The organism is Mannheimia kashgarensis (assembly GCF_041807705.1).
Taxonomy (GTDB): Bacteria; Pseudomonadota; Gammaproteobacteria; order Enterobacterales; family Pasteurellaceae; genus Mannheimia.
Genome location: NZ_JBGTYY010000013.1, coordinates 1 through 19,939, shown reverse-complemented (window position 1 = coordinate 19,939; position 19,939 = coordinate 1). Strand labels below are relative to the sequence as shown.

The 19,939-nt window shown below is 40.1% G+C and carries 15 protein-coding genes, 2 tRNA genes and 1 pseudogene; 1 reads left to right on the top strand and 17 read right to left on the bottom strand.

Annotated features, from left to right (window positions below; all coding sequences use genetic code 11):
* Positions 1-43: 43 nt before the first annotated feature.
* The 16 genes from ACERCF_RS06860 to ACERCF_RS06785 all read right to left on the bottom strand — a co-directional run bounded on the left by ACERCF_RS06860 (position 44) and on the right by ACERCF_RS06785 (position 17,746).
* Positions 44-117: transfer RNA gene (locus tag ACERCF_RS06860), tRNA-Cys, on the bottom strand.
* A gap of 16 nt (positions 118-133) precedes the next feature.
* A tRNA-Gly gene (locus ACERCF_RS06855) sits at positions 134-209 on the bottom strand.
* Between the two features lie 189 nt (positions 210-398).
* Positions 399-1,823, bottom strand: a complete 1,425-nt coding sequence (gene lpdA / locus ACERCF_RS06850; protein WP_373610953.1) for a dihydrolipoyl dehydrogenase — start codon at positions 1,821-1,823, stop codon at positions 399-401.
* A 70-nt stretch (positions 1,824-1,893) separates the two neighbouring features.
* On the bottom strand, positions 1,894-3,795 hold the full coding sequence (gene aceF / locus ACERCF_RS06845) for a pyruvate dehydrogenase complex dihydrolipoyllysine-residue acetyltransferase (protein ID WP_373625089.1): 1,902 nt from the start codon (positions 3,793-3,795) through the stop codon (positions 1,894-1,896).
* Positions 3,796-4,003: 208 nt separating this feature from the next.
* Complete coding sequence (gene aceE, locus ACERCF_RS06840) at positions 4,004-6,661, bottom strand: pyruvate dehydrogenase (acetyl-transferring), homodimeric type (protein ID WP_373625088.1); 2,658 nt, start codon at positions 6,659-6,661, stop codon at positions 4,004-4,006.
* A 326-nt stretch (positions 6,662-6,987) separates the two neighbouring features.
* A complete protein-coding gene (gene pyrD / locus ACERCF_RS06835) occupies positions 6,988-8,004 on the bottom strand; it encodes a quinone-dependent dihydroorotate dehydrogenase (protein ID WP_373625087.1) in 1,017 nt (338 codons plus the stop codon).
* 69 nt (positions 8,005-8,073) lie between these two features.
* Entirely contained in the window at positions 8,074-9,024 is a 951-nt protein-coding gene (locus ACERCF_RS06830; RefSeq protein WP_373610957.1) for a ribose-phosphate pyrophosphokinase, read from the bottom strand.
* A gap of 15 nt (positions 9,025-9,039) precedes the next feature.
* The gene (gene ispE, locus ACERCF_RS06825; protein WP_373610958.1) at positions 9,040-9,903 is read right to left on the bottom strand and encodes a 4-(cytidine 5'-diphospho)-2-C-methyl-D-erythritol kinase; all 864 of its coding nucleotides are present in this window, start codon (positions 9,901-9,903) and stop codon (positions 9,040-9,042) included.
* Complete coding sequence (gene lolB / locus ACERCF_RS06820) at positions 9,891-10,523, bottom strand: lipoprotein insertase outer membrane protein LolB (protein ID WP_373625086.1); 633 nt, start codon at positions 10,521-10,523, stop codon at positions 9,891-9,893. The genes ispE and lolB overlap by 13 nt, the downstream gene beginning before the upstream one ends.
* A gap of 92 nt (positions 10,524-10,615) precedes the next feature.
* Complete coding sequence (gene msbA, locus ACERCF_RS06815; RefSeq protein ID WP_373625085.1) at positions 10,616-12,379, bottom strand: lipid A ABC transporter ATP-binding protein/permease MsbA; 1,764 nt, start codon at positions 12,377-12,379, stop codon at positions 10,616-10,618.
* A 93-nt stretch (positions 12,380-12,472) separates the two neighbouring features.
* On the bottom strand, positions 12,473-13,159 hold the full coding sequence (locus ACERCF_RS06810; protein ID WP_373625084.1) for an LrgB family protein: 687 nt from the start codon (positions 13,157-13,159) through the stop codon (positions 12,473-12,475).
* Between the two features lies 1 nt (position 13,160).
* Positions 13,161-13,526, bottom strand: a complete 366-nt coding sequence (locus tag ACERCF_RS06805) for a CidA/LrgA family protein (protein ID WP_373625083.1) — start codon at positions 13,524-13,526, stop codon at positions 13,161-13,163.
* A 76-nt stretch (positions 13,527-13,602) separates the two neighbouring features.
* Entirely contained in the window at positions 13,603-15,525 is a 1,923-nt protein-coding gene (locus ACERCF_RS06800; RefSeq protein ID WP_373625082.1) for an ATP-dependent DNA helicase, read from the bottom strand.
* Positions 15,526-15,706: 181 nt separating this feature from the next.
* A complete protein-coding gene (locus ACERCF_RS06795; protein ID WP_373625081.1) occupies positions 15,707-15,928 on the bottom strand; it encodes a hypothetical protein in 222 nt (73 codons plus the stop codon).
* Positions 15,929-16,014: 86 nt separating this feature from the next.
* Positions 16,015-16,812, bottom strand: coding sequence for an ABC transporter ATP-binding protein (locus ACERCF_RS06790; RefSeq protein WP_373610965.1), 798 nt, complete (start codon positions 16,810-16,812; stop codon positions 16,015-16,017).
* Between the two features lies 1 nt (position 16,813).
* Entirely contained in the window at positions 16,814-17,746 is a 933-nt protein-coding gene (locus ACERCF_RS06785) for an ABC transporter permease (protein WP_373625080.1), read from the bottom strand.
* Between the two features lie 242 nt (positions 17,747-17,988).
* Here ACERCF_RS06785 and dauA point away from each other — a divergent pair, with 242 nt between their 5' ends.
* Positions 17,989-19,728, top strand: a complete 1,740-nt coding sequence (dauA, locus tag ACERCF_RS06780; protein ID WP_373625079.1) for a C4-dicarboxylic acid transporter DauA — start codon at positions 17,989-17,991, stop codon at positions 19,726-19,728.
* 106 nt (positions 19,729-19,834) lie between these two features.
* Here dauA and ACERCF_RS06775 read toward each other — a convergent pair.
* Positions 19,835-19,939: pseudogene (locus ACERCF_RS06775) on the bottom strand (IS1595 family transposase); the annotation flags it as partial.

Here is a 19,939-nt window from a genome sequence, read left to right as displayed (position 1 = left end):
TTCAAGAAAATATTGAATTAAAGTGAGAAATGATGAAGTTTAATGGAGGCGTGTCCCGGAGTCGAACCGAGCTACATGGATTTGCAATCCAGTGCATAACCGCTTTGCTAACACGCCACAAGATTTGAAAAATTGGAGCGGGAAACGAGGCTCGAACTCGCGACCCCGACCTTGGCAAGGTCGTGCTCTACCAACTGAGCTATTCCCGCATTTGAATGTTCCGTGAAAGAACGATGTGCATTTTACGGATTTATGATTTTATGTCAATGACAAAATGAAACTTCTGCTGCCAAATGCTGAAAAAAACTTCACTCAACTTCATTAATGTTTTAAAAATAATCAAGCGGTTGAATTTTGCAAAAAATTTACAAAAACAACCGCTTGCTAGAACTTATCAATTAGCGTTTTTTCGCTTTCGCATTTGGCAAGTCTGTAATAGAACCTTCAAATACTTCAGCTGCTAAACCTACTGATTCGTGTAGGGTTGGGTGAGCGTGAATGGTTAATGCGATGTCTTCTGCATCACAGCCCATTTCGATAGCTAAGCCGATTTCGCCTAATAATTCGCCACCGTTGCTACCTACAATCGCACCACCTAATACACGGTGAGTGTCTTTATCGAAGATTAACTTCGTCATACCTTCTGAACATTCAGACGCAATCGCACGACCTGAAGCAGCCCAAGGGAATTTAGCCACTTCGTAGTTTAAGCCTTCTTGCTTACACTCTTTCTCTGTTTTACCTACCCAAGCCACTTCTGGCTCAGTATAAGCGATAGATGGGATCACTTTCGGGTCGAAGTAATGTTTCATTCCAGCAATAACTTCTGCCGCAACGTGTCCTTCGTGTACGCCTTTGTGAGCTAGCATTGGCTGACCAACGATATCACCGATTGCGAAGATATGTGGCACATTAGTACGAAGTTGTTTATCTACTGGAATAAAACCACGCTCGTCTACATGTACGCCTGCTTTACCTGCATCAATTAACTTGCCGTTTGGTACACGGCCGATTGCTACTAATACCGCATCGTAACGCTTAGTGTCGTTGCACGCTTTGCCTTCCATTGAAACATAGATACCGTCATCTTTTGCTTCAACTGCAGTTACTTTAGTTTCAAGCATTAACTTGAATTTTTTCTCGATTTGTTTGGTGTAAATCGCAACAATATCTTTATCTGCAGCAGGAATCACTTGGTCAAACATTTCAACCACTTCCACTTCTGAGCCTAAAGCGTTATAAACTGTCCCCATTTCTAATCCGATGATACCACCGCCCATAATTAATAGTTTTTTAGGTACTTCTTTTAATTTAAGTGCATCGGTTGAATCCCAAACACGTGGATCTTCGTGTGGAATGAATGGTAATTGAATTGGGCGTGAACCTGCTGCAATAATCGCATTATCAAAGTTAATTGTTGTTGGGTTACCATCACGGTCACGAGCCACTAATGTATTCGGGCCAGTGAATGCAGCTAAACCTTCCACTACAGTAACTTTACGTGCTTTAGCCATACCAGCCAAACCGCCTGTTAATTTTGACACAACGGCTTCTTTACCGGCACGCACTTTATCTAAATCAATAGTTGGCTCACCAAAAGTAATACCATTGTGTTCAGCGTGTTTTGCTTCTTCGATTACTTTTGCAACGTGTAATAATGCTTTAGATGGGATACAACCTACGTTTAAACATACACCACCTAACGTTGAATAGCGTTCAACGATTACAGTTTCTAAACCTAAGTCTGCACAGCGGAATGCTGCAGAATAACCTGCAGGACCTGCACCAAGTACCACAACTTGCGTTTTAATTTCTTTACTCATATTTGCCTCAATTTGCTATACAAGCGGTCGATTTTGCAAAAAATTTTGTAAAAACAACCGCTTGTTAAAATTACATTACTAAACGACGAATATCTGCTAATACCGAATTGATATAAGATAAGAATCTCGCACCATCTGCACCATCTATTACACGGTGGTCGAATGATAATGACAACGGAAGCATTAAGCGAGGTTCAAATTCTTTACCATTCCAAATTGGCTGCATTTCAGACTTAGACACGCCTAAAATTGCTACTTCAGGGGCATTTACAATCGGAGTAAAGTGGGTTGTACCGATACCACCTAAGCTTGAAATCGTGAAACAGCCGCCTTGCATATCAGATGCCGTTAATTTACCTTCACGCGCTTTTTTCGATACTTCCATTAATTCACGAGAAAGCTCGATAATCCCTTTTTTGTTTACATTTTTAAATACTGGAACAACTAAGCCGTTTGGTGTATCTACCGCAACGCCGATGTTAATGTATTTTTTCAATGTTAAACGTTGTGCATCTTCAGAAATTGAGCTGTTGAAACGAGGGAACGCTTCTAATGCGCTTGCAACCGCTTTCATAATGAATACTACTGGCGTGATCTTCACATCTAACTTACGTTTTTCAGCTTCTTTGTTTTGCTCTTTACGGAAGTTCTCTAACTCTGTGATGTCTGTACGATCAAAGTGTGTAACGTGAGGAATCATTACCCAGTTACGGTGTAAGTTCGCACCAGAAATCTTATTGATACGGCTTAATTCAACTTCTTCAACTTCACCAAACTTGCTGAAATCAACTTTCGGCCACGGTAATAAACCTAAACCAGCACCGTTTGCCGCACCAGTTGCTGCCGCTGCTGTTCCGCCTTGTTTTTCAAATACTTGAACAGCCGTTTTAACGTATGCTTGAATATCTTCTTTAACAATACGACCTTTACGACCTGTACCTTTTACTTTATCTAGGTTTACACCAAACTCACGAGCTAAACGGCGAATAACTGGTGTTGCGTGTGCATAACCTGCCGCAGAAACCACTTGCTCTTGGTTTAAACCAGATTGGTTTTGACCTGCAGGAGCTGCATCAGTTTTCGTAGGAGCTACTGCTTGTGGAGCTGGTGCTGAAGCTGTTTGAGTTACTGCTGGAGCTGGTGCAGCACCCGCTACTTCAAATTTCATAATTAATGAACCAGTTGAAACTTTATCGCCTGATTTCACTAAAATTTCTTTTACCACACCTGCAAATGGAGCTGGTACTTCCATTGAGGCTTTATCGCCTTCAACAGTAATTAAAGATTGCTCTTCTGATACAGAATCGCCTACTTTAACCATAATTTCAGTGACGTTTACTTCATCGCCACCGATATCTGGCACATTCACATCTTTAATTGCAGATGCTGATGCTTGAGCTGGTGCTGTATCAGGAACTGATTGTGCTGGAGCAGCTGATGCTGTTTCAAACTTCATAATTAATTTGCCCGTTGAAACTTTATCGCCCACGTTGATTAAAATCTCTTTTACTACACCCGCAATTGGTGCCGGCACTTCCATTGAAGCCTTATCGCCTTCAACGTTAATAATTGATTGATCAACTTCAACGCTGTCGCCTACCTTAACCATAATTTCAGTGACGTTTACTTCGTCTGAACCGATATCTGGCACATTCACTTCAACAACTGCAGATGTCGCTGCTGCCGGTGCTGCCGCAGGAGCAGATTCTGCTTTTGGTGCTTCAGCCACTGGTGCTGCATCAGCTGATTCTAATACTAACATCGGAGAACCAGTTGAAACTTCATCACCTACTTTTACTAATACTTCTTTTACCACACCTGCTTCTGGTGCTGGTACTTCCATAGAAGCCTTGTCGCCTTCTACGTTAATAATTGATTGGTCTACCGAAATAGTATCGCCAACTTTTACCATCACTTCAGTAACGCTTACTTCATCTGAACCGATATCTGGTACATTAATTTGTTTTGACATTTTAAAATCCTTCTTGAGTTACCGCCTCTCCCCTTGTAGGAGAGGGACAGATTTTTCTTCGTTCAGAAAAAAAATCAGGGAGAGGGGAATACAAGCGGTTAATTTTCTCAACATTTTTGCAAATAAACCTAACACCCTCTCTCTGCCAAAAGTTTCTCAACGAAACTTTTAGCTGTCTCTCTTCCATCAAGGGAGAGAGTATTAGAAATTACGCATATAATGGATTAATACGATCCACATTTAAGCCAAATTTAGCAATAGCATCAGCAACCACTTTAGTTTCTACTGTGCCTTCTTTCGCTAATTGAGCAAGTGCTGCAACTACCACATAACGCTCATCAACTTCGAAGTGTTCACGTAAGTTCGCACGGCTGTCTGAACGACCGAAACCATCTGTACCTAAAACGTGATAGTGTTTGCTTGGTACATATGCACGGATTTGTTCTGCATAAAGTTTCATATAGTCAGTTGCTGCAACGGTTGGAACATCATCTAACACTTGTGCTACATAAGGAACACGTTGTTCTGCTGTTGGGTGTAATAAATTCCAACGAGCTGCATCTGCACCATCACGACCTAATTCGTTGAATGATGGCGCTGAGAATACATCTGCTGTTACGCCATAGTCATTTGCAAGAATTTGTGCCGCTAAGCGAACGTGACGCATAATTGCACCCGAGCTTAATAATTGAACACGACCTTTGCCTTTACCTTCAACGGTTTCAAATTTATATAAGCCTTTACGGATACCTTCTTCAGCACCTGCTGGCATCGCTGGTTGGTCTGTAATTTCGTTTAAAGTTGTGATGTAGTAGAAGACATTTTCTTGATCTTCACCATACATACGGCGAATACCGTCTTGAACGATTACTGCCACTTCAAATGCAAATGCTGGGTCGTAAGTTACACAGTTCGGGATTACACCTGCTTGGATATGGCTATGTCCATCTTCGTGTTGTAAACCTTCGCCGTTTAATGTTGTACGACCTGATGTACCACCGATCATAAAGCCACGAGCTAATTGGTCGCCAGCTAACCACATCATATCGCCTACACGTTGGAAACCGAACATTGAGTAGTAAATGAAGAATGGAATCATCGGTAAGTTGCTTACAGAGTATGATGTTGCTGCAGCAACCCAAGATGCTGTTGCACCTAACTCATTGATACCTTCTTGTAATACTTGACCATCTTTCGCTTCACGATAGTAAGCCACTAAATCACGGTCTGATGGTATATAGTTTTGACCGAATGGATTGTAAATACCAATTTGACGGAACAAGCCTTCCATACCGAAAGTACGAGCTTCGTCCGCAATGATTGGTACAATTTGCTTACCGATATTTTTATCTTTTAATAACGTATTTAATACACGGGAAAATGCCATCGTGGTTGAAATACCTCGCGGCTGCTCATCTAATAGAGCTTGGAACTCTGATAATTCAGGCACTTTAAACTCAACAGTAAATTTCGGTTTACGAACCGGAACATAGCCGTTTAAGTCTTTACGTTTACCGTGTAAGTAATTGTACTCTTCTGAATCTTCAGCAAATTTGATGTAGTCTAAATTTTCAACTTGCTCATCGGTTAATGGCAATTCAAAATAATCACGGAAGCCTTTTAAGCTCTCTAATGACATTTTTTTCGATTGGTGAGCAGTATTTTTACTTTCTGCTTCAGGAATGCGGTAGCCTTTTACTTGTTGAGCTAAAATTACAACAGGTTTGTCTGATTTTTGTGCTTTTGCGTAAGCTGCATACAATTTTTCAGAATCGTGTGCACCACGGCGTAATGCCCAGATTTCATCATCTGTCATATCAGCAACTAATGCTGCAGTTTCCGGGTAACGACCGAAGAAATGTTCACGAACGTAAGCACCGTTTTTTGATTTGAAGGTTAAGTAGTCACCATCAACTACTTCCATCATTAATTGGCTTAGTTTGCCTGAAGTATCTTTTGCGAATAATTTATCCCACTCGCTACCCCATAATACTTTAATGACTTCCCAACCTGCGCCGGTAAATACGCCCTCTAATTCTTGAACGATTTTACCGTTACCATTTACCGGACCATCTAAACGTTGTAAGTTACAGCTAACGGTGAAGATTAAATTGTTTAATTTCTCACGGCCTGCGAATGATAATGCACCTTTAGACTCAATTTCATCCATCTCGCCATCACCTAAGAAAGCATATACTTTTTGATCAGCCGTATCTTTTAAACCACGGTGTTCTAAATATTTTAAGAAACGAGCTTGGTAGATAGCATTAACAGGACCTAAACCCATTGATACGGTTGAGAATTGCCAGAACTCAGGCATTAATTTAGGATGTGGATAAGAGGACAAGCCATCAGTAAAGGCTTCTTGGCGGAAGTTATCCATTTGCTCTTCAGTAATACGACCTTCTAAAAATGCACGGCCATACATACCTGGCGCAGCGTGCCCTTGGAAGAAGATTAAATCACCACCGTTTTTCTCAGTTGGCGCTTTAAAGAAATGATTATAGCAAACTTCATACATTGTCGCTGCTGATTGGAATGTTGAGATGTGTCCACCTAAGTCAAGATCTTTTTTCTGGCTACGCAAAACCGCTGCAATCGCATTCCAACGTACCGCAGAACGAATACGACGCTCGATTTTATGATCACCCGGATAAGCTGGTTGCTCAGAAACAGGAATCGTGTTCACATAATCTGTTGTTGTCCCTGTTGGTAATGGTACGCCTCCAGCACGGGCTTGGCTGATAACCTGTTCAACAATAAATTGAGCACGCTCTAAACCTTCTTCACGAATTAACGAATCAAGTGATGCTAACCAATCTTGAGTTTCGATTGGATCTACGTCATTTCTTAAGTTCTCTGACATAGTATTCTTCCTTATTAAAATTAATGATTGAAGTAATAAATAACAAAATTTTAACAAATTTTGCTTATTTGATGGTTTTTAGACCAATGTTTACTGAAAAAATTCATTTCAAATCGCTATTTTGAATTTCTTCTTCATTGAAATTTAAGACTAAAAACCACAAGTAAATCTATTATCTATTTGATTTTAAACACTTTTTATAAAAAACTATAAAATTTGTTTAAATTTTATAGATAAATTTGTAGTGCAAGATAGCAAAAATCGCTGATTTTGTCCAATTTTCAAGGGGTAGGCTTACACCTCACTTTGTGCAAAATAAAGCAACGTTACACACTATTTTGATTTAAGCAAACTTTCGCCACATTTTGAATAAGAGATGGACCTTGATAAATCATCGCAGAATAAAGCTGAAGTAAACTCGCACCAGCATCAATTTTCTCTTGTCCACTTGCTAGCGAGTGAATTCCCCCACTTCCAATGATAGGTACACGCCCTTTGAGTTCTGTAGATAGCCTTGAAATCAATCGAGTACTTAATTGATGTAGTGGCTTACCGCTTAATCCCCCTTGCTGTTCAGCGTGCGTTAAACCCGCCACACTTTCACGAGAAAGCGTGGTATTACCGGCAATGACACCATCAATTTGATGTCGAACTAGGCTATCTGCAACAGAAGCAATTTCTTCATCGGTTAAATCAGGAGCTATTTTTAATACAAGCGGTCGATATTTGCCAATTTTTTGAAAAAGTTGTGCTTGTTCTTGCTTAAGGTTCGCCAGTAAATCATCTAAGGCTTCACCATACTGTAAGCTACGCAAATTTTTAGTATTGGGTGATGAAATATTCACTGTTACATAATCGGCATATTCATATACTTTACGTAAGCAAATCAAATAATCATCTAGGCTACGCTCAATCGGTGTGATGGCATTTTTTCCTATATTAATCCCTAGAATGCCATCATATTTCGCTTTTTTCACATTCTCAATAAGAGCATCCACTCCTTTATTGTTAAAGCCATTGCGGTTAATAATACCTTCAGCTTCCAACACTCGAAACTGCCTTGGCTTAGGATTACCATCTTGTGCTAATGGAGTAACAGTTCCTACTTCAATAAAACCGAATCCTAATTTACCAAAACCATCGATAGCCTCACCATTTTTATCCGCTCCTGCTGCTAGCCCAATAGGATTCTTAAATTTAAGCCCCATTACTTCAGTAGGATTATAAGGAATAGGCAAAAGTGAACAAGGCAGCTTACCAATAAGTGATAAACTTTGGATAGAGAACTGATGGGCTTTTTCTGCATCAAGAGAAAATAGAACTTTACGGATTAAGGAATACATAGTCATTATCTTAATAAATACAAAATGTAAAAAACCCAATCTTTCGATTGGGTTTTTATCTCAAATAAATTATGCATCAAACATCGCAGAGATCGATTCTTCATTGCTAATGCGACGAATCGCTTCAGCAAGCATTCCTGATAAAGTTAAAACACGCACTTTATTAAGTGCTTTGATTTCATTGCTTAATGGAATAGTATCTGTTACCACAATTTCATCTAATGCAGGATTTGCTAAGTTTTGAGCCGCAGAACCAGAGAATACGGCGTGTGTTGCATAAGCAAATACACGGCGAGCACCACGCTCTTTTAATGCTTCCGCAGCTTTTACTAAAGTACCACCTGTATCAATCATATCATCAACCAAGATACAATCACGATCTGCAACATCACCGATAATGTGCATTACTTGAGAAACATTTGCTTTAGGGCGGCGTTTGTCGATAATCGCCATATCGGTATCATTTAATAACTTAGCAACTGCTCTTGCACGAACTACCCCACCAATATCTGGAGATACCACGATTGGATTGACTAAATCTGATTTTTTCAAAATGTCATCAATTAACACCGGCGAACCAAATACGTTATCAACAGGTACATCAAAGAAACCTTGAATTTGCTCTGCGTGTAAGTCACAGGTTAATACTCTATCAACCCCCACGCTTGAAAGGAAGTCTGCTACCACTTTTGCGGTAATAGGCACACGAGCTGAACGCACACGTCTATCTTGGCGAGCATAACCGAAATATGGGATAACTGCGGTAATACGCCCTGCCGATGCACGGCGTAACGCATCAACCATAACAATCAATTCCATTAGATTATCATTCGTTGGTGCACAAGTTGATTGCACGATGAAAATATCGCCTCCACGCACATTTTCATTGATTTGCACTTGAATTTCACCATCACTAAAACGACCAACAGTTGCATTACCTAATGATGTATAAAGTTGTTTTGCAATACGATTAGCAAGTTCTGGCGTTGCGTTGCCCGCAAACAGTTTAATATCAGTCATCGAATGATCCTTTGGTTATCGGTGGTTAGTTTGGAATAATGTTTGATGTAATGGCGAAATATTTTTCCCTTTCGCCACAAAGCCAAATGTCTCTTTTGGCTTATGTGCAAAAACCTGTTCGGCTTCCGCTTTGGTATTAAATTCGGCGAAAATACAAGCACCTGTACCCGTCAGCCTAAACATTGCATATTGTAACAATTCTTGCATAAGATCTTCAACTACAGAATACCTTTCTCGCACAACTTTTTCGCAATCGTTTGCCCATTTTGAAGATAATAATTCTGATAAAGTGCGTTTTGGTGTGTTTCTCGGTAAATGTGGATCGTTAAAAACCACCGCTGTTGAAATTGAAACATCAGGCTTTAATACTACATACCATTTTTCTTCTGGCTCACAAGGTGTTAAAACCTCCCCGACCCCTTCAGCAAAGGCGGCAACACCTCTCACAAAAATGGGAACATCAGCCCCTAAACTTAGTCCTAATTCCGCTAACTGCTCAAGTGAAAGTCCTGTTTGCCATAAGTGATTTAACCCAACCAACACCGTTGCTGCATTTGATGAACCACCGCCAACACCACCGCCCATCGGCAAATTTTTAGTAATACTAATTCTCGCTCCTTTGCTACAAGCAGTCGTTTTTTGCAAAAGTTTTGCAGCTCGATAAATTAAGTTATCTTCAACTGCTACACCTTCAACTTGATTGAGTAGCTCAATTTCAGGACTATTTGTGATTTCAATCTCAATTTCATCGCCAAAATCCAAAAATTGAAAGAGCGTTTGTAACTCGTGATAACCATCTGCCCGTTTATTGGTAATATACAAAAACAGATTTAATTTAGCAGGGCTGGGTAAAGTGACTTTTTCCATTAGTAAGTCCATCTATCAATACGGATCTTCAATGTTTGAGTACCGTTCTCGAGCACAATTAATTTGGGTAAGTTCGGTACAAGATCTTCGTGGTATTCCACATAGCTCGCTTTCCAAACCGTTCCATTTAACGGATAGCTAAATTGTGAGAGCTGACGTTTTTCATTCACAACATAATTACTGCCTTTTTCAGGCTGACCTTTTACCCAATAAGCAAATTGATCTATAGGGAATGAAACCCCAATAATCTCTTCCATCAACGCATTCACATCACGATCAGAACGAGAATTACCCTCGCTATCCGACACCGTCAAACCTCGTTGATTACGCACTAATTTAAGTGATTTTAAGGAAAGATTAGAAGAAAGTTCTAAACCAAAATTCGTTGGCGTATTGTATTGCCAGTTGAAATGAGAAGAAAAACGCTCTTCTGGTGAAATATAACCAAATTGCCCTGTTGCTTTATAGCCCTGAATTTTAGCTAATTGAGCCAAATGCTGCTGCCATTGCGGATCGTTATGTGGAATTTCTACCGTTGGCTTTTGCACTTCGGTTGGTGCATTTAACACCGAGTTACAACCAGTTAGGACGATTAACGCCCCAAGTGATAAAAGTTTTGTCAGTTTTTTCATAATACTCTTAAATTGTTATGGAACGAAAATTTTCCGCCCCACAAATAATATGGAAATGATTTTGCAAATTTTCAGCCAAAATCAACCGCTTGTTACGCTCCAAATTGTAAACTATGCAGCTGTTTATAAGCCCCACCTTGAGCCAGAAGTTCTGTATGACTCCCTCGTTCAATGATATTTCCGTGATCGACCACCAAAATTTCATCAGCTTTTTCAATCGTGGATAAGCGATGAGCAATAACCAGCACGGTGCGATCTTTTTGCAATACTTCAAGTGCTGACTGAATAGCTCTTTCTGATTCCGTATCTAGTGCTGAAGTGGCTTCATCAAGCACTAAGACAGGCGAGTTTCGTAACAAGGCACGAGCAATCGCTAAACGCTGGCGTTGCCCGCCCGATAAACTCGCTCCATTTTCGCCAATCACGGTATCTAGTCCATTATCCAGTTTTTCAATAAACTCCATTGCGTGAGCTGCTTTTGCAGAAGCAATGATTTCTTCTCGGCTGTATTTATCCGTTGCGGCATAAGCAATGTTATTGGCAATCGTATCGTTAAATAAGTGAACTTGTTGTGAAACCACCGAACATTGTTCACGCAAATTCTTCAAGGTGTAATCTTGAATATTGATGCCATCCAGTAAGATCTCACCATCATCAACATCATAAAAACGAGTTAATAAATTCGCAATGGTTGATTTGCCCGAACCTGAACGCCCAACTAAAGCAACTGTTTTACCTTTAGGGATCTCAAACGAAATATTGTTCAAGGCTTTTTCCTCTTTGCTCACATAAGTAAAACTGACATTTTTAAATTCAACATTACCTTCAGCTTTTTCCACTCGCACCGAGCCGTTATCTTTCTCGGTTTTTAAATCTAAAAATTCAAATAATGTTTGGCACGCTGCCATACCACGTTGGAACTGTGAGTTCACATTCGTTAAAGATTTTAACGGACGTAACATTGCCATCATAGAAGAAAATACAACGGTAAATGAACCTGCAGTAAGATTTTCGCTCATTACCTCTGGGAAAGTTGCCACATAAAGCACGGCTGAAAGAGCAAAGGAAGCAATAAGCTGCACCACGCCATCAGAAATACCATCAGCCGAAACTACTTTCATTCCTTTGCGACGCATATCATTACTCACACGTTCAAAGCGATCTTTCTCTACTTTATGCCCACCAAAGGAAAGTACCTCTTTATGCCCTTTGAGCATTTGCTCGGTGGTAATGGTCAGCTCTCCCATTGAGTTTTGAATATTACGGCTTAATTTGCGGAAATATTTGGAAACAAAGCCAATCAGCATACCGATAATCGGTGCCATAATAAATAGCACAATCGAAAGTTGCCAGCTGGTATAGATCATCACAACGAATAAGGAGATCAAATACGCCCCTTCACGCACAATAGTCACTAATGAATGTGAAGCGGAACTTGCCACCATTTCTGTGTCATAGGTAACACGAGAAAGCAAACGCCCTGTCGGGTTATTATCAAAATAACTGACAGGCATATACATTAAATGTTGGAAAATTTGACGGCGTAAGTTCATTACCACCTTGCCTGATACCCACGCTAGGCAATAGCTCGCAATATAGTTAGTTATGCCACGCACTAAAATAAAGACCACAACAAGCACAGCCATTAGCTTAAGAAAATCGTGATTAGCTTGCCCAAAGCCTTCATCTAACAGGGGTTTAAGTAAATAAATAAGGCCGGAATCAACCAACGCATTGAGTACCAACGCAATAGCCCCTGCAATCAAGCCTGCTTTAAAAGGGCTAATCGTTGGCCATAACCGTTTAAAAGTCTTTATCGTTGAAAGATCTTTTTCTGAATTAATTTGTTCTTTCATAATTCGTTCTTTTTATTGAAAAATCGCGCTATTGTACCTTGATTTTTAGGTCTAACCAAATTGGTTTGATTTCTGATTAACATTTAATCAACACTAGTAGCATAACACCACTACAACTTTAAATACGAGCGGTGCAAATATTGAAGAAAGTACACCGCAGGCAACTAAGGCAATAGAGCTATAACTCCCTGCTTTCATACTATGTTCTAAGCACCGACCTGTACCTAATGCGTGTGAAGCCGCTCCCATACTTAATCCTATCGCCATAATATTTCTTACTCTGGCAAATCGCAGTAGCATAAATCCTAAAATAGATCCGACCACACCTGCAATCATCACCCCCACGGCAGCTATTGCGACATTGCCGTTAATTTCATTGGTAATAATAATTGCCATCGGCATTGAAACTGATTTAGGCAGGGCTGCTGCTAACATCTCTTGGTTTGCGCCAAACAATAGCCCAAAACCAATACCTGTTAGCATTGTTACTATTGTACTAAAGAGCAGAACTACCGAGATCTGACGCCATTTTTTGCGGATATAAGGCAGTTGCTCGTAAAACGGATAAGCCAATGCCACAACCGATACACCTAACAAATTATTCAATACCGCATTACCTTGATAATAGTCTTGGTAAGGAATATCAAAAACGACTAGCACCCCAATGATTAAAGAGAGTGCAATGAGGAAAGGATTTAGCAAACTAATATTCAGCTTTTGGCTGATTTTTAGCCCTAAAAAGAACATCAATACGGTCAAAATAGAATATAAATAGATCACTTTACCCCCTTTTGCGATGGAAAAGCCATTGAGCAAAAATACCAATCAGTATAATGGAAACTAAGGTGCTTAATGCCGTTGCCAGCACAAAGGTATTCAAGTTTTGATGGAGTAAATCAAAATGCTCCATTAAGCCTGCACAAATCGGTAGAAAAAAGAGCGTCATATAACGGGTTAAAGACTTAGCACTGGGTGTAACCCATTCTATTTTGATAATACCAAGCACCAAGCAACCAAATAAAAGCAACATCCCTAAAATGCTATCGGGAATGCCGATTGGGAAAAATGAAGTAATTAGCTTGCCTAAATAGAACATTACAAAAAGTAAGGCAAAAGAGGCTAGCATACGAAAGATCTGTATAAACATATTGCTCCAAACAAGCGGTTCTTTTTTATCTATAATTTGCAAAATTATAGGAAAATATGACCGCTTGTATCTCTAACTATGCGTTTAAAAATTGAATAACAGCGTTCAAATCTCTGGTTCGCTTCGAGGGCGGTAAACTTTTCAAGAAGGTTTGTCCATAATTCCTCATTACCAAACGGGAATCGCAGATAATCACTACCCCTCTGTCTGTTACATCTCGAATTAAACGCCCAGCACCTTGTTTTAAGGTAATCACCGCTTCGGGGATCTGAATATCATTAAACGGATCACCTCCTTGCAATCGACAATCTTCCATTCGGGCTTTGAGCAGCGGTTCATCAGGCGAGGTAAAGGGCAGTTTATCAATAATCACAAGGGAAAGATCATCGCCTCGTACATCTATTCCCTCCCAGAAACTTTGGGTTGCCACCAGCACGGAATTTTCTTCTTTTACAAATTTTTCCAACAAACGGCCTTTGCTGGTTTCGCCTTGTAATAACACATTAAGCGAGCTATGTTCCCGTAAAAAATCAGCCAAGCCCCGCATCATATAATAGGAAGTGCAAAGTAAAAAACAACGTCCTTTGTTTGCTTCAATCACAGGTTTTAATAGCTGCCCTAATGCGGTAAGCGTGTGAGCTTTATTGGTATCAGGCAAATAGCGAGGCACACAAAGTAACGATTGGTTTTGGTAATCAAAAGGGCTTTGCAACACCAATTGCTCGGCATTTTCAATGCCTAGCCGCTGGCAAAAATGGTCAAAAGTGCCGCCCACTTCAAGGGTGGCAGAGGTAAACACCCAGCCAATTTGCTGATTTTTCAACTGCTCGCCAAATTTATCGGCGACAGTGAGAGGCGTAATATGCAACCCAAAAGATCGCCCATTCGCTTCATACCAATAGCAATAACCTGTTACGGTGGTATCCATCAACTTTTTAAGGCGAACTTTCACTTCTGCCAATCGCTCAAAAATTTTGTCTAAGGTTTCAGACCGACCCAGCGATTTTTTCACTACTTCACTTAAAAAGTCGATATTTTCAGCCACTTTTACCAAGCCATCAACCACTTTTTTATCCCGAAATAGATCTCGCAAATTGCCTCGAATCTGCCCTTCTCCGCCCATTAATAAGCGAAAATCTTGCACCACTTTCATTAGATGATCAGAGGCTTTGCCTAATTGAGCTACATCTTTTAATTCAGTACGGTAAACGATGTTGGTATCTTTACAGATATCGAATAATTGACGAGAAGAGAGCGATTGCCCGAAGTATTGGCTGGCAGTATCGGGGAGTTGATGTGCCTCATCGAAGATCACCAATTCTGCCTCTGGGATCAGCTCCCCAAAACCCGTTTCTTTTACTGCCATATCGGCACAAAATAAGTGATGATTAACCACCACCAGATCCGCTTCCATCGCTTTACGGCGAGCCTGTACCACATAGCAATCTTTGAAATGTGGACAATCTGAACCTAAACAACTTTCGGTGGTACTCACCAGCTGCGGTAAAATCGGGCTATCTTCAGCGATGGTAATACATTCGCTTAAATCCCCTGTTTTAGTGGAATTTTGCCATTTGCTGATTTTTTTCAAATCCGCCAACACCGATTTATCGCCCAATACGCCCATTGCGGTAACTTGATCTAATCTATCTAAACAGAGATAGTTTGCCCTGCCTTTAAGTAAGGCAATTTTGCCTTTGTATTTAAGGGCTTTTTGAATGGTGGGAAGATCTCGATTAAAGAGCTGATCTTGCAGATTTTTCGAGCCAGTAGAAACAATGGTTTTCTTACCTGAAAGCAATGCAGGCACTAAATAGGCAAAGGTTTTACCCGTTCCCGTTCCCGCCTCCACCACTACAGGGGTTGCAAATTTTACCGCTTTTCCGATCGCTTGTGCCATTTCAAGCTGAGCTTTGCGTGGGCGAAAGCCGTTGATATTTTGGCTGAGTAAACCATCATCGCTAAAAGCGTGGATAATTTTATCGTCGTATTTTGTCATTTAGAAATGAGTAAGCGGTTGAATTTGCAAATTTTTTTGTAAATTCAACCGCTTGTAAAAGTAAAAAATTAGGGCTTTTTAGATAATTGTTCTTTCGATATTTTATTAATTACATAGAGCCAACTAAATGCAAATAGATTTAAGATTAGTAAGCCTATCGTTAAATTCCAGCCTAATTCCATCACAAAATCTCCTTTAGTTGTCGTAACTTTCTGCCGAGCGTTAGAAAAACGTAAATGCTTAATACTAATAATGTAGAATTAATTAACTTAGCTAACGTCGGTTCTTTTCCAAAGAGTATAACAGGAATTGCCAAAATCACAACTTTAGCCACATCAATCGAGATCTTCGTCCAATCATCTAAAGTTTCTTTTTCCACTGGGGTTTTAAATATACTTAGCATAAAAATGCTCCTTTTGAGAATATTATTGAAGATTTCAATCTATTTCACAAAAAGAGAATTTCATTTTTTCGATCTGTGTCGAAAAATTAATTGCCTAATAGTAGTCCATCATCGCTTAGTTGTTCGTGGCGATTTTGTTGGAACAGTCGCAGTAAATCTGGCACGTCCATTTTTTGCCGTTGCTCGCCCGAAACATCAAACGCTACTTGCCCTTGATGAAGCATTACGGTTCTATCGCCATAATCTAGGGCTTGTCGCATTGAGTGCGTGACCATTAGCGTAGTTAATTTTTGCTCTCGAACAATTTTATTTGTGAGTTCCATTACAAAATCGGTAGTTTTCGGATCAAGGGCTGCGGTATGTTCATCGAGTAATAAAATGTTAGATGGCTTAAGCGATGCCATTAAAAGGCTAACGGCTTGGCGTTGTCCGCCCGATAATCGCCCCATTTGGTCGGTTAAACGATTTTCTAAACCCAGTCCTAAAAGAGATAGCTTTTCTTTGAATAACTCTCGCATTTGGCGTTTAATCGCAAAGCCTAAACCACGTTTACCGCCACGTTGATAAGCCAACGCCATATTTTCTTCAATGGTTAAACTTTCACAAGTGCCTGCCATTGGGTCTTGGAATACACGAGCCACTTGGTTAGCTCGCTGCCACGTTGTAGTGTTATTAACTTTATTACCTTGAATGATAATCTCACCACTATCAACCAAGCAATCTCCACTAATCGCATTAAGCATTGTGGACTTCCCTGCTCCGTTACTGCCAATCACAGACACAAATTCGCCTTGCTCTACTTTAAGCGATAAGCCTCGTAACACCGGGTTTTCAATCGCCGTGCCTTTATTGAAGGTAATGAATAAGTTATTTAATTCAATCATCTTAACCTCTTTTACCTGCCAATTTTTGCTTAATTCTTGGTACAGCTAACACAATCACAACCAATAAGGCGGTAATTAAATTCAGATCTTGCGGCCCAAAGCCAATGCCGTTTAATGTGTCGTTATTCAATGCAAGGGCAATGAAGAAACGGTAAAGCACCGAGCCAATAATCACCGCAAAAGTCAGCCAAATAATGCGTTTAACTGAGAAAATAGCCTCACCAATAATCACCGCTGCCAAGCCGATCACTATCGTTCCCACGCCGATGGAAATATCCACCCCACCGTTACTTTGCACATACAATGCACCACCTAACGCAATAAGAGCGTTAGAAATCGCCATACCTAAAATAGTCATTTTATTAATTGCGATACCTTGTGCTTTCGCCATACGGCTATTTGTGCCTGTTGCTCGAATGGCTAAGCCTGTTTCGGTTGCAAAAAACAGATCAAATAAGCACTTCACAATCACAACCACCAGCAATGCCATTACAAGGCGAACTAAGGCTAATTGCAGATCACTTTCGATAGGCATTACATCATAAATTGTCGTTTCGCCTAGAATTGCAATGTTCGGCATTCCCATAATACGTAAATTAATGGAATAGAGGGCGATCATCATTAAGATACTTGCCAGTAATTTCTCAATTTTGAAACCGATATGCAGGCTTGCTGTAACCATACCGGCTACCGCTCCGGCAAGCGTGCCATATAAAGTTGCCAGCCAAGGATCAACTTGATTTAAAATGCTAATCACACAAACTGCCCCACCGAGTGGAAAGCTACCGTCTGCCGTTAAATCAGGGAAATCTAGAATTTTGTAAGAAATTAATACACCAAGTGCGACAAGGGCATAAATTAAACCTAGCTCTAATGCCCCAATCCAAGTGATATTGGTTAAAAAGGAACTTAAAAAATGAATAAGACTGTCCATTTGTTTAGTATAGTTAATGAAATCACAACAAATGCACTACTATAGTAGTACAAATTAAAGTGGCATTTTACGCTATTTTAAAGATAAAATCAGCTAATTATTTACATTTGCAAATTTTTCACCTAAAACAACCGCTTGTATCTAATATATTTACCCTTTCCTGCTTTTTATTGCGTTAGCTCAAATTTAATTTTATTCATTGCAGTAAAATAAGCGAAAAACTTTCTTCTCTCAAACATACTATGTTAAATAAATGGTTTTTAACTAAAAATGCTTTCCTTGCGGTCAAACCTTTTAGTGCATTAAAAGATGCATTTAATGCAGGTTATGGCAAACAACATTTAATCAGGGATATCATTTCAGGCTTAACAGTTGGGGTTATCGCTATTCCGTTATCTATGGCATTGGCGATTGCCAGCGGTGTGCCGCCACAACACGGTTTATATACGGCGATTGTTGCCGGGATTGTGATTGCCCTTACAGGCGGTTCAAGATTTAACATTTCAGGCCCAACAGCCGCCTTTGTGGTGATTTTATACCCCGTCACGCAGCAATTTGGATTAAGCGGATTAATAATCGCAACAGTGCTTTCCGGGGTAATCTTAGTATTGATGGCGTTACTCCGATTAGGGCGGTTAATTGAGTATATTCCACTACCTGTCACACTGGGTTTTACCTGTGGTATCGGCATCGTGATTGCCACCTTGCAAATCAAAGATTTTCTGGGTTTAAGCATTGAAAAAATGCCCGAACACTATCTTGGCAAGCTAGAAGCTATTTTCTCAGCACTGCCTACTACTATAAGTTGGGCAGACACCTTAGTGGGTATCGTAACATTGTTGGTTTTAACCCGTTGGCATAAGCTACGACTACCCATTCCCGGGCATTTACCCGCTGTCTTTATCGGCACGCTGTTATCATTATTTCTGATTCATTTCGGACAAAACGTTGCTACCATCGGCTCAGCATTCCACTACACACTCTCTGACGGCACCATAGGGTATGGTATTCCAAGCGTATTACCTGAATTTGTGTTACCTTGGAATCTCCCGAATGCAGAGGGGAATCGGATAGATTGGAACTTAACCACCATTCAAGCCTTATTACCGGCCGCCTTTTCAATGGCAATGCTCGGGGCTATCGAATCGTTATTATGTGCGGTAGTGTGCGATAATATGACAGATACCAAGCACCACTCTAACAACGAACTATTAGCCCAAGGCTTAGGTAATATTGCCTCACCATTTTTAGGAGGGATTACCGCAACAGCTGCGATTGCTCGTTCAGCAGCGAATGTACGTTCGGGTGCTGTTTCCCCTATTTCTAGTGTCGTTCACGCATTACTCGTGCTTTTTGCATTACTCTTTTTTGCCAAAGCACTCTCTTATTTACCTCTTTCTTCAATGGCAGCGTTATTGCTTGTTGTTGCTTGGAATATGGCAGATCTGCTGCAAATCATTCAATTAACTCGCCGTTCAGGTAAAAATGAGATTGCCGTATTACTCACTTGCATTACCTTAACCATATTATTTGATATGGTCATTGCCATCACTGTGGGCGTATTACTGGCAAGCCTACTTTTTATTCGAACTATTGCGGAAATGACAAAATCTTTTGAAATGGCTCACCCAAGTGATTTAGATGATGTATTAGTTTATCGTATTAGCGGCCCTCTGTTCTTTGCTGCGGCAGATAATCTATTTGCCGATTTACACGAGAAAACGGTTCATACTGATCACGAAATCAAGCATATTATTTTACAATGTGATGCAGTAACAGTATTGGATACAGGGGGCATTCACGCCTTAACCCGTTTTGTACAACATATGTTGCCACATCAAAATCTGCATCTTTGCAACGTACAATTTCAACCGATGCGAATGTTGGTTCGCTCACAAAAAACAGTAAATGAAATTCAACAAATTCATTTTAGTAGCGATTTAGACTCTGCTTTTGAGAAAATTAGAACTGAATTACGGTAGGGCTAAATAAAAACAAGCGGTCATATTTCCTTAATTTAGGGGATAATGGACAAATTTTTAACCGATTTTGACCGCTTGTTATTTGGTTTGGGGCTGTCCTAGATAACTAACCTAAACCCCCTTTAACCAATTGTTTTAAAAGGAATATTTGAGATTTTAAGTCACTGTGATTAAAACGCCATTCGCATTCTTTCAAATATAGCTCAAAATG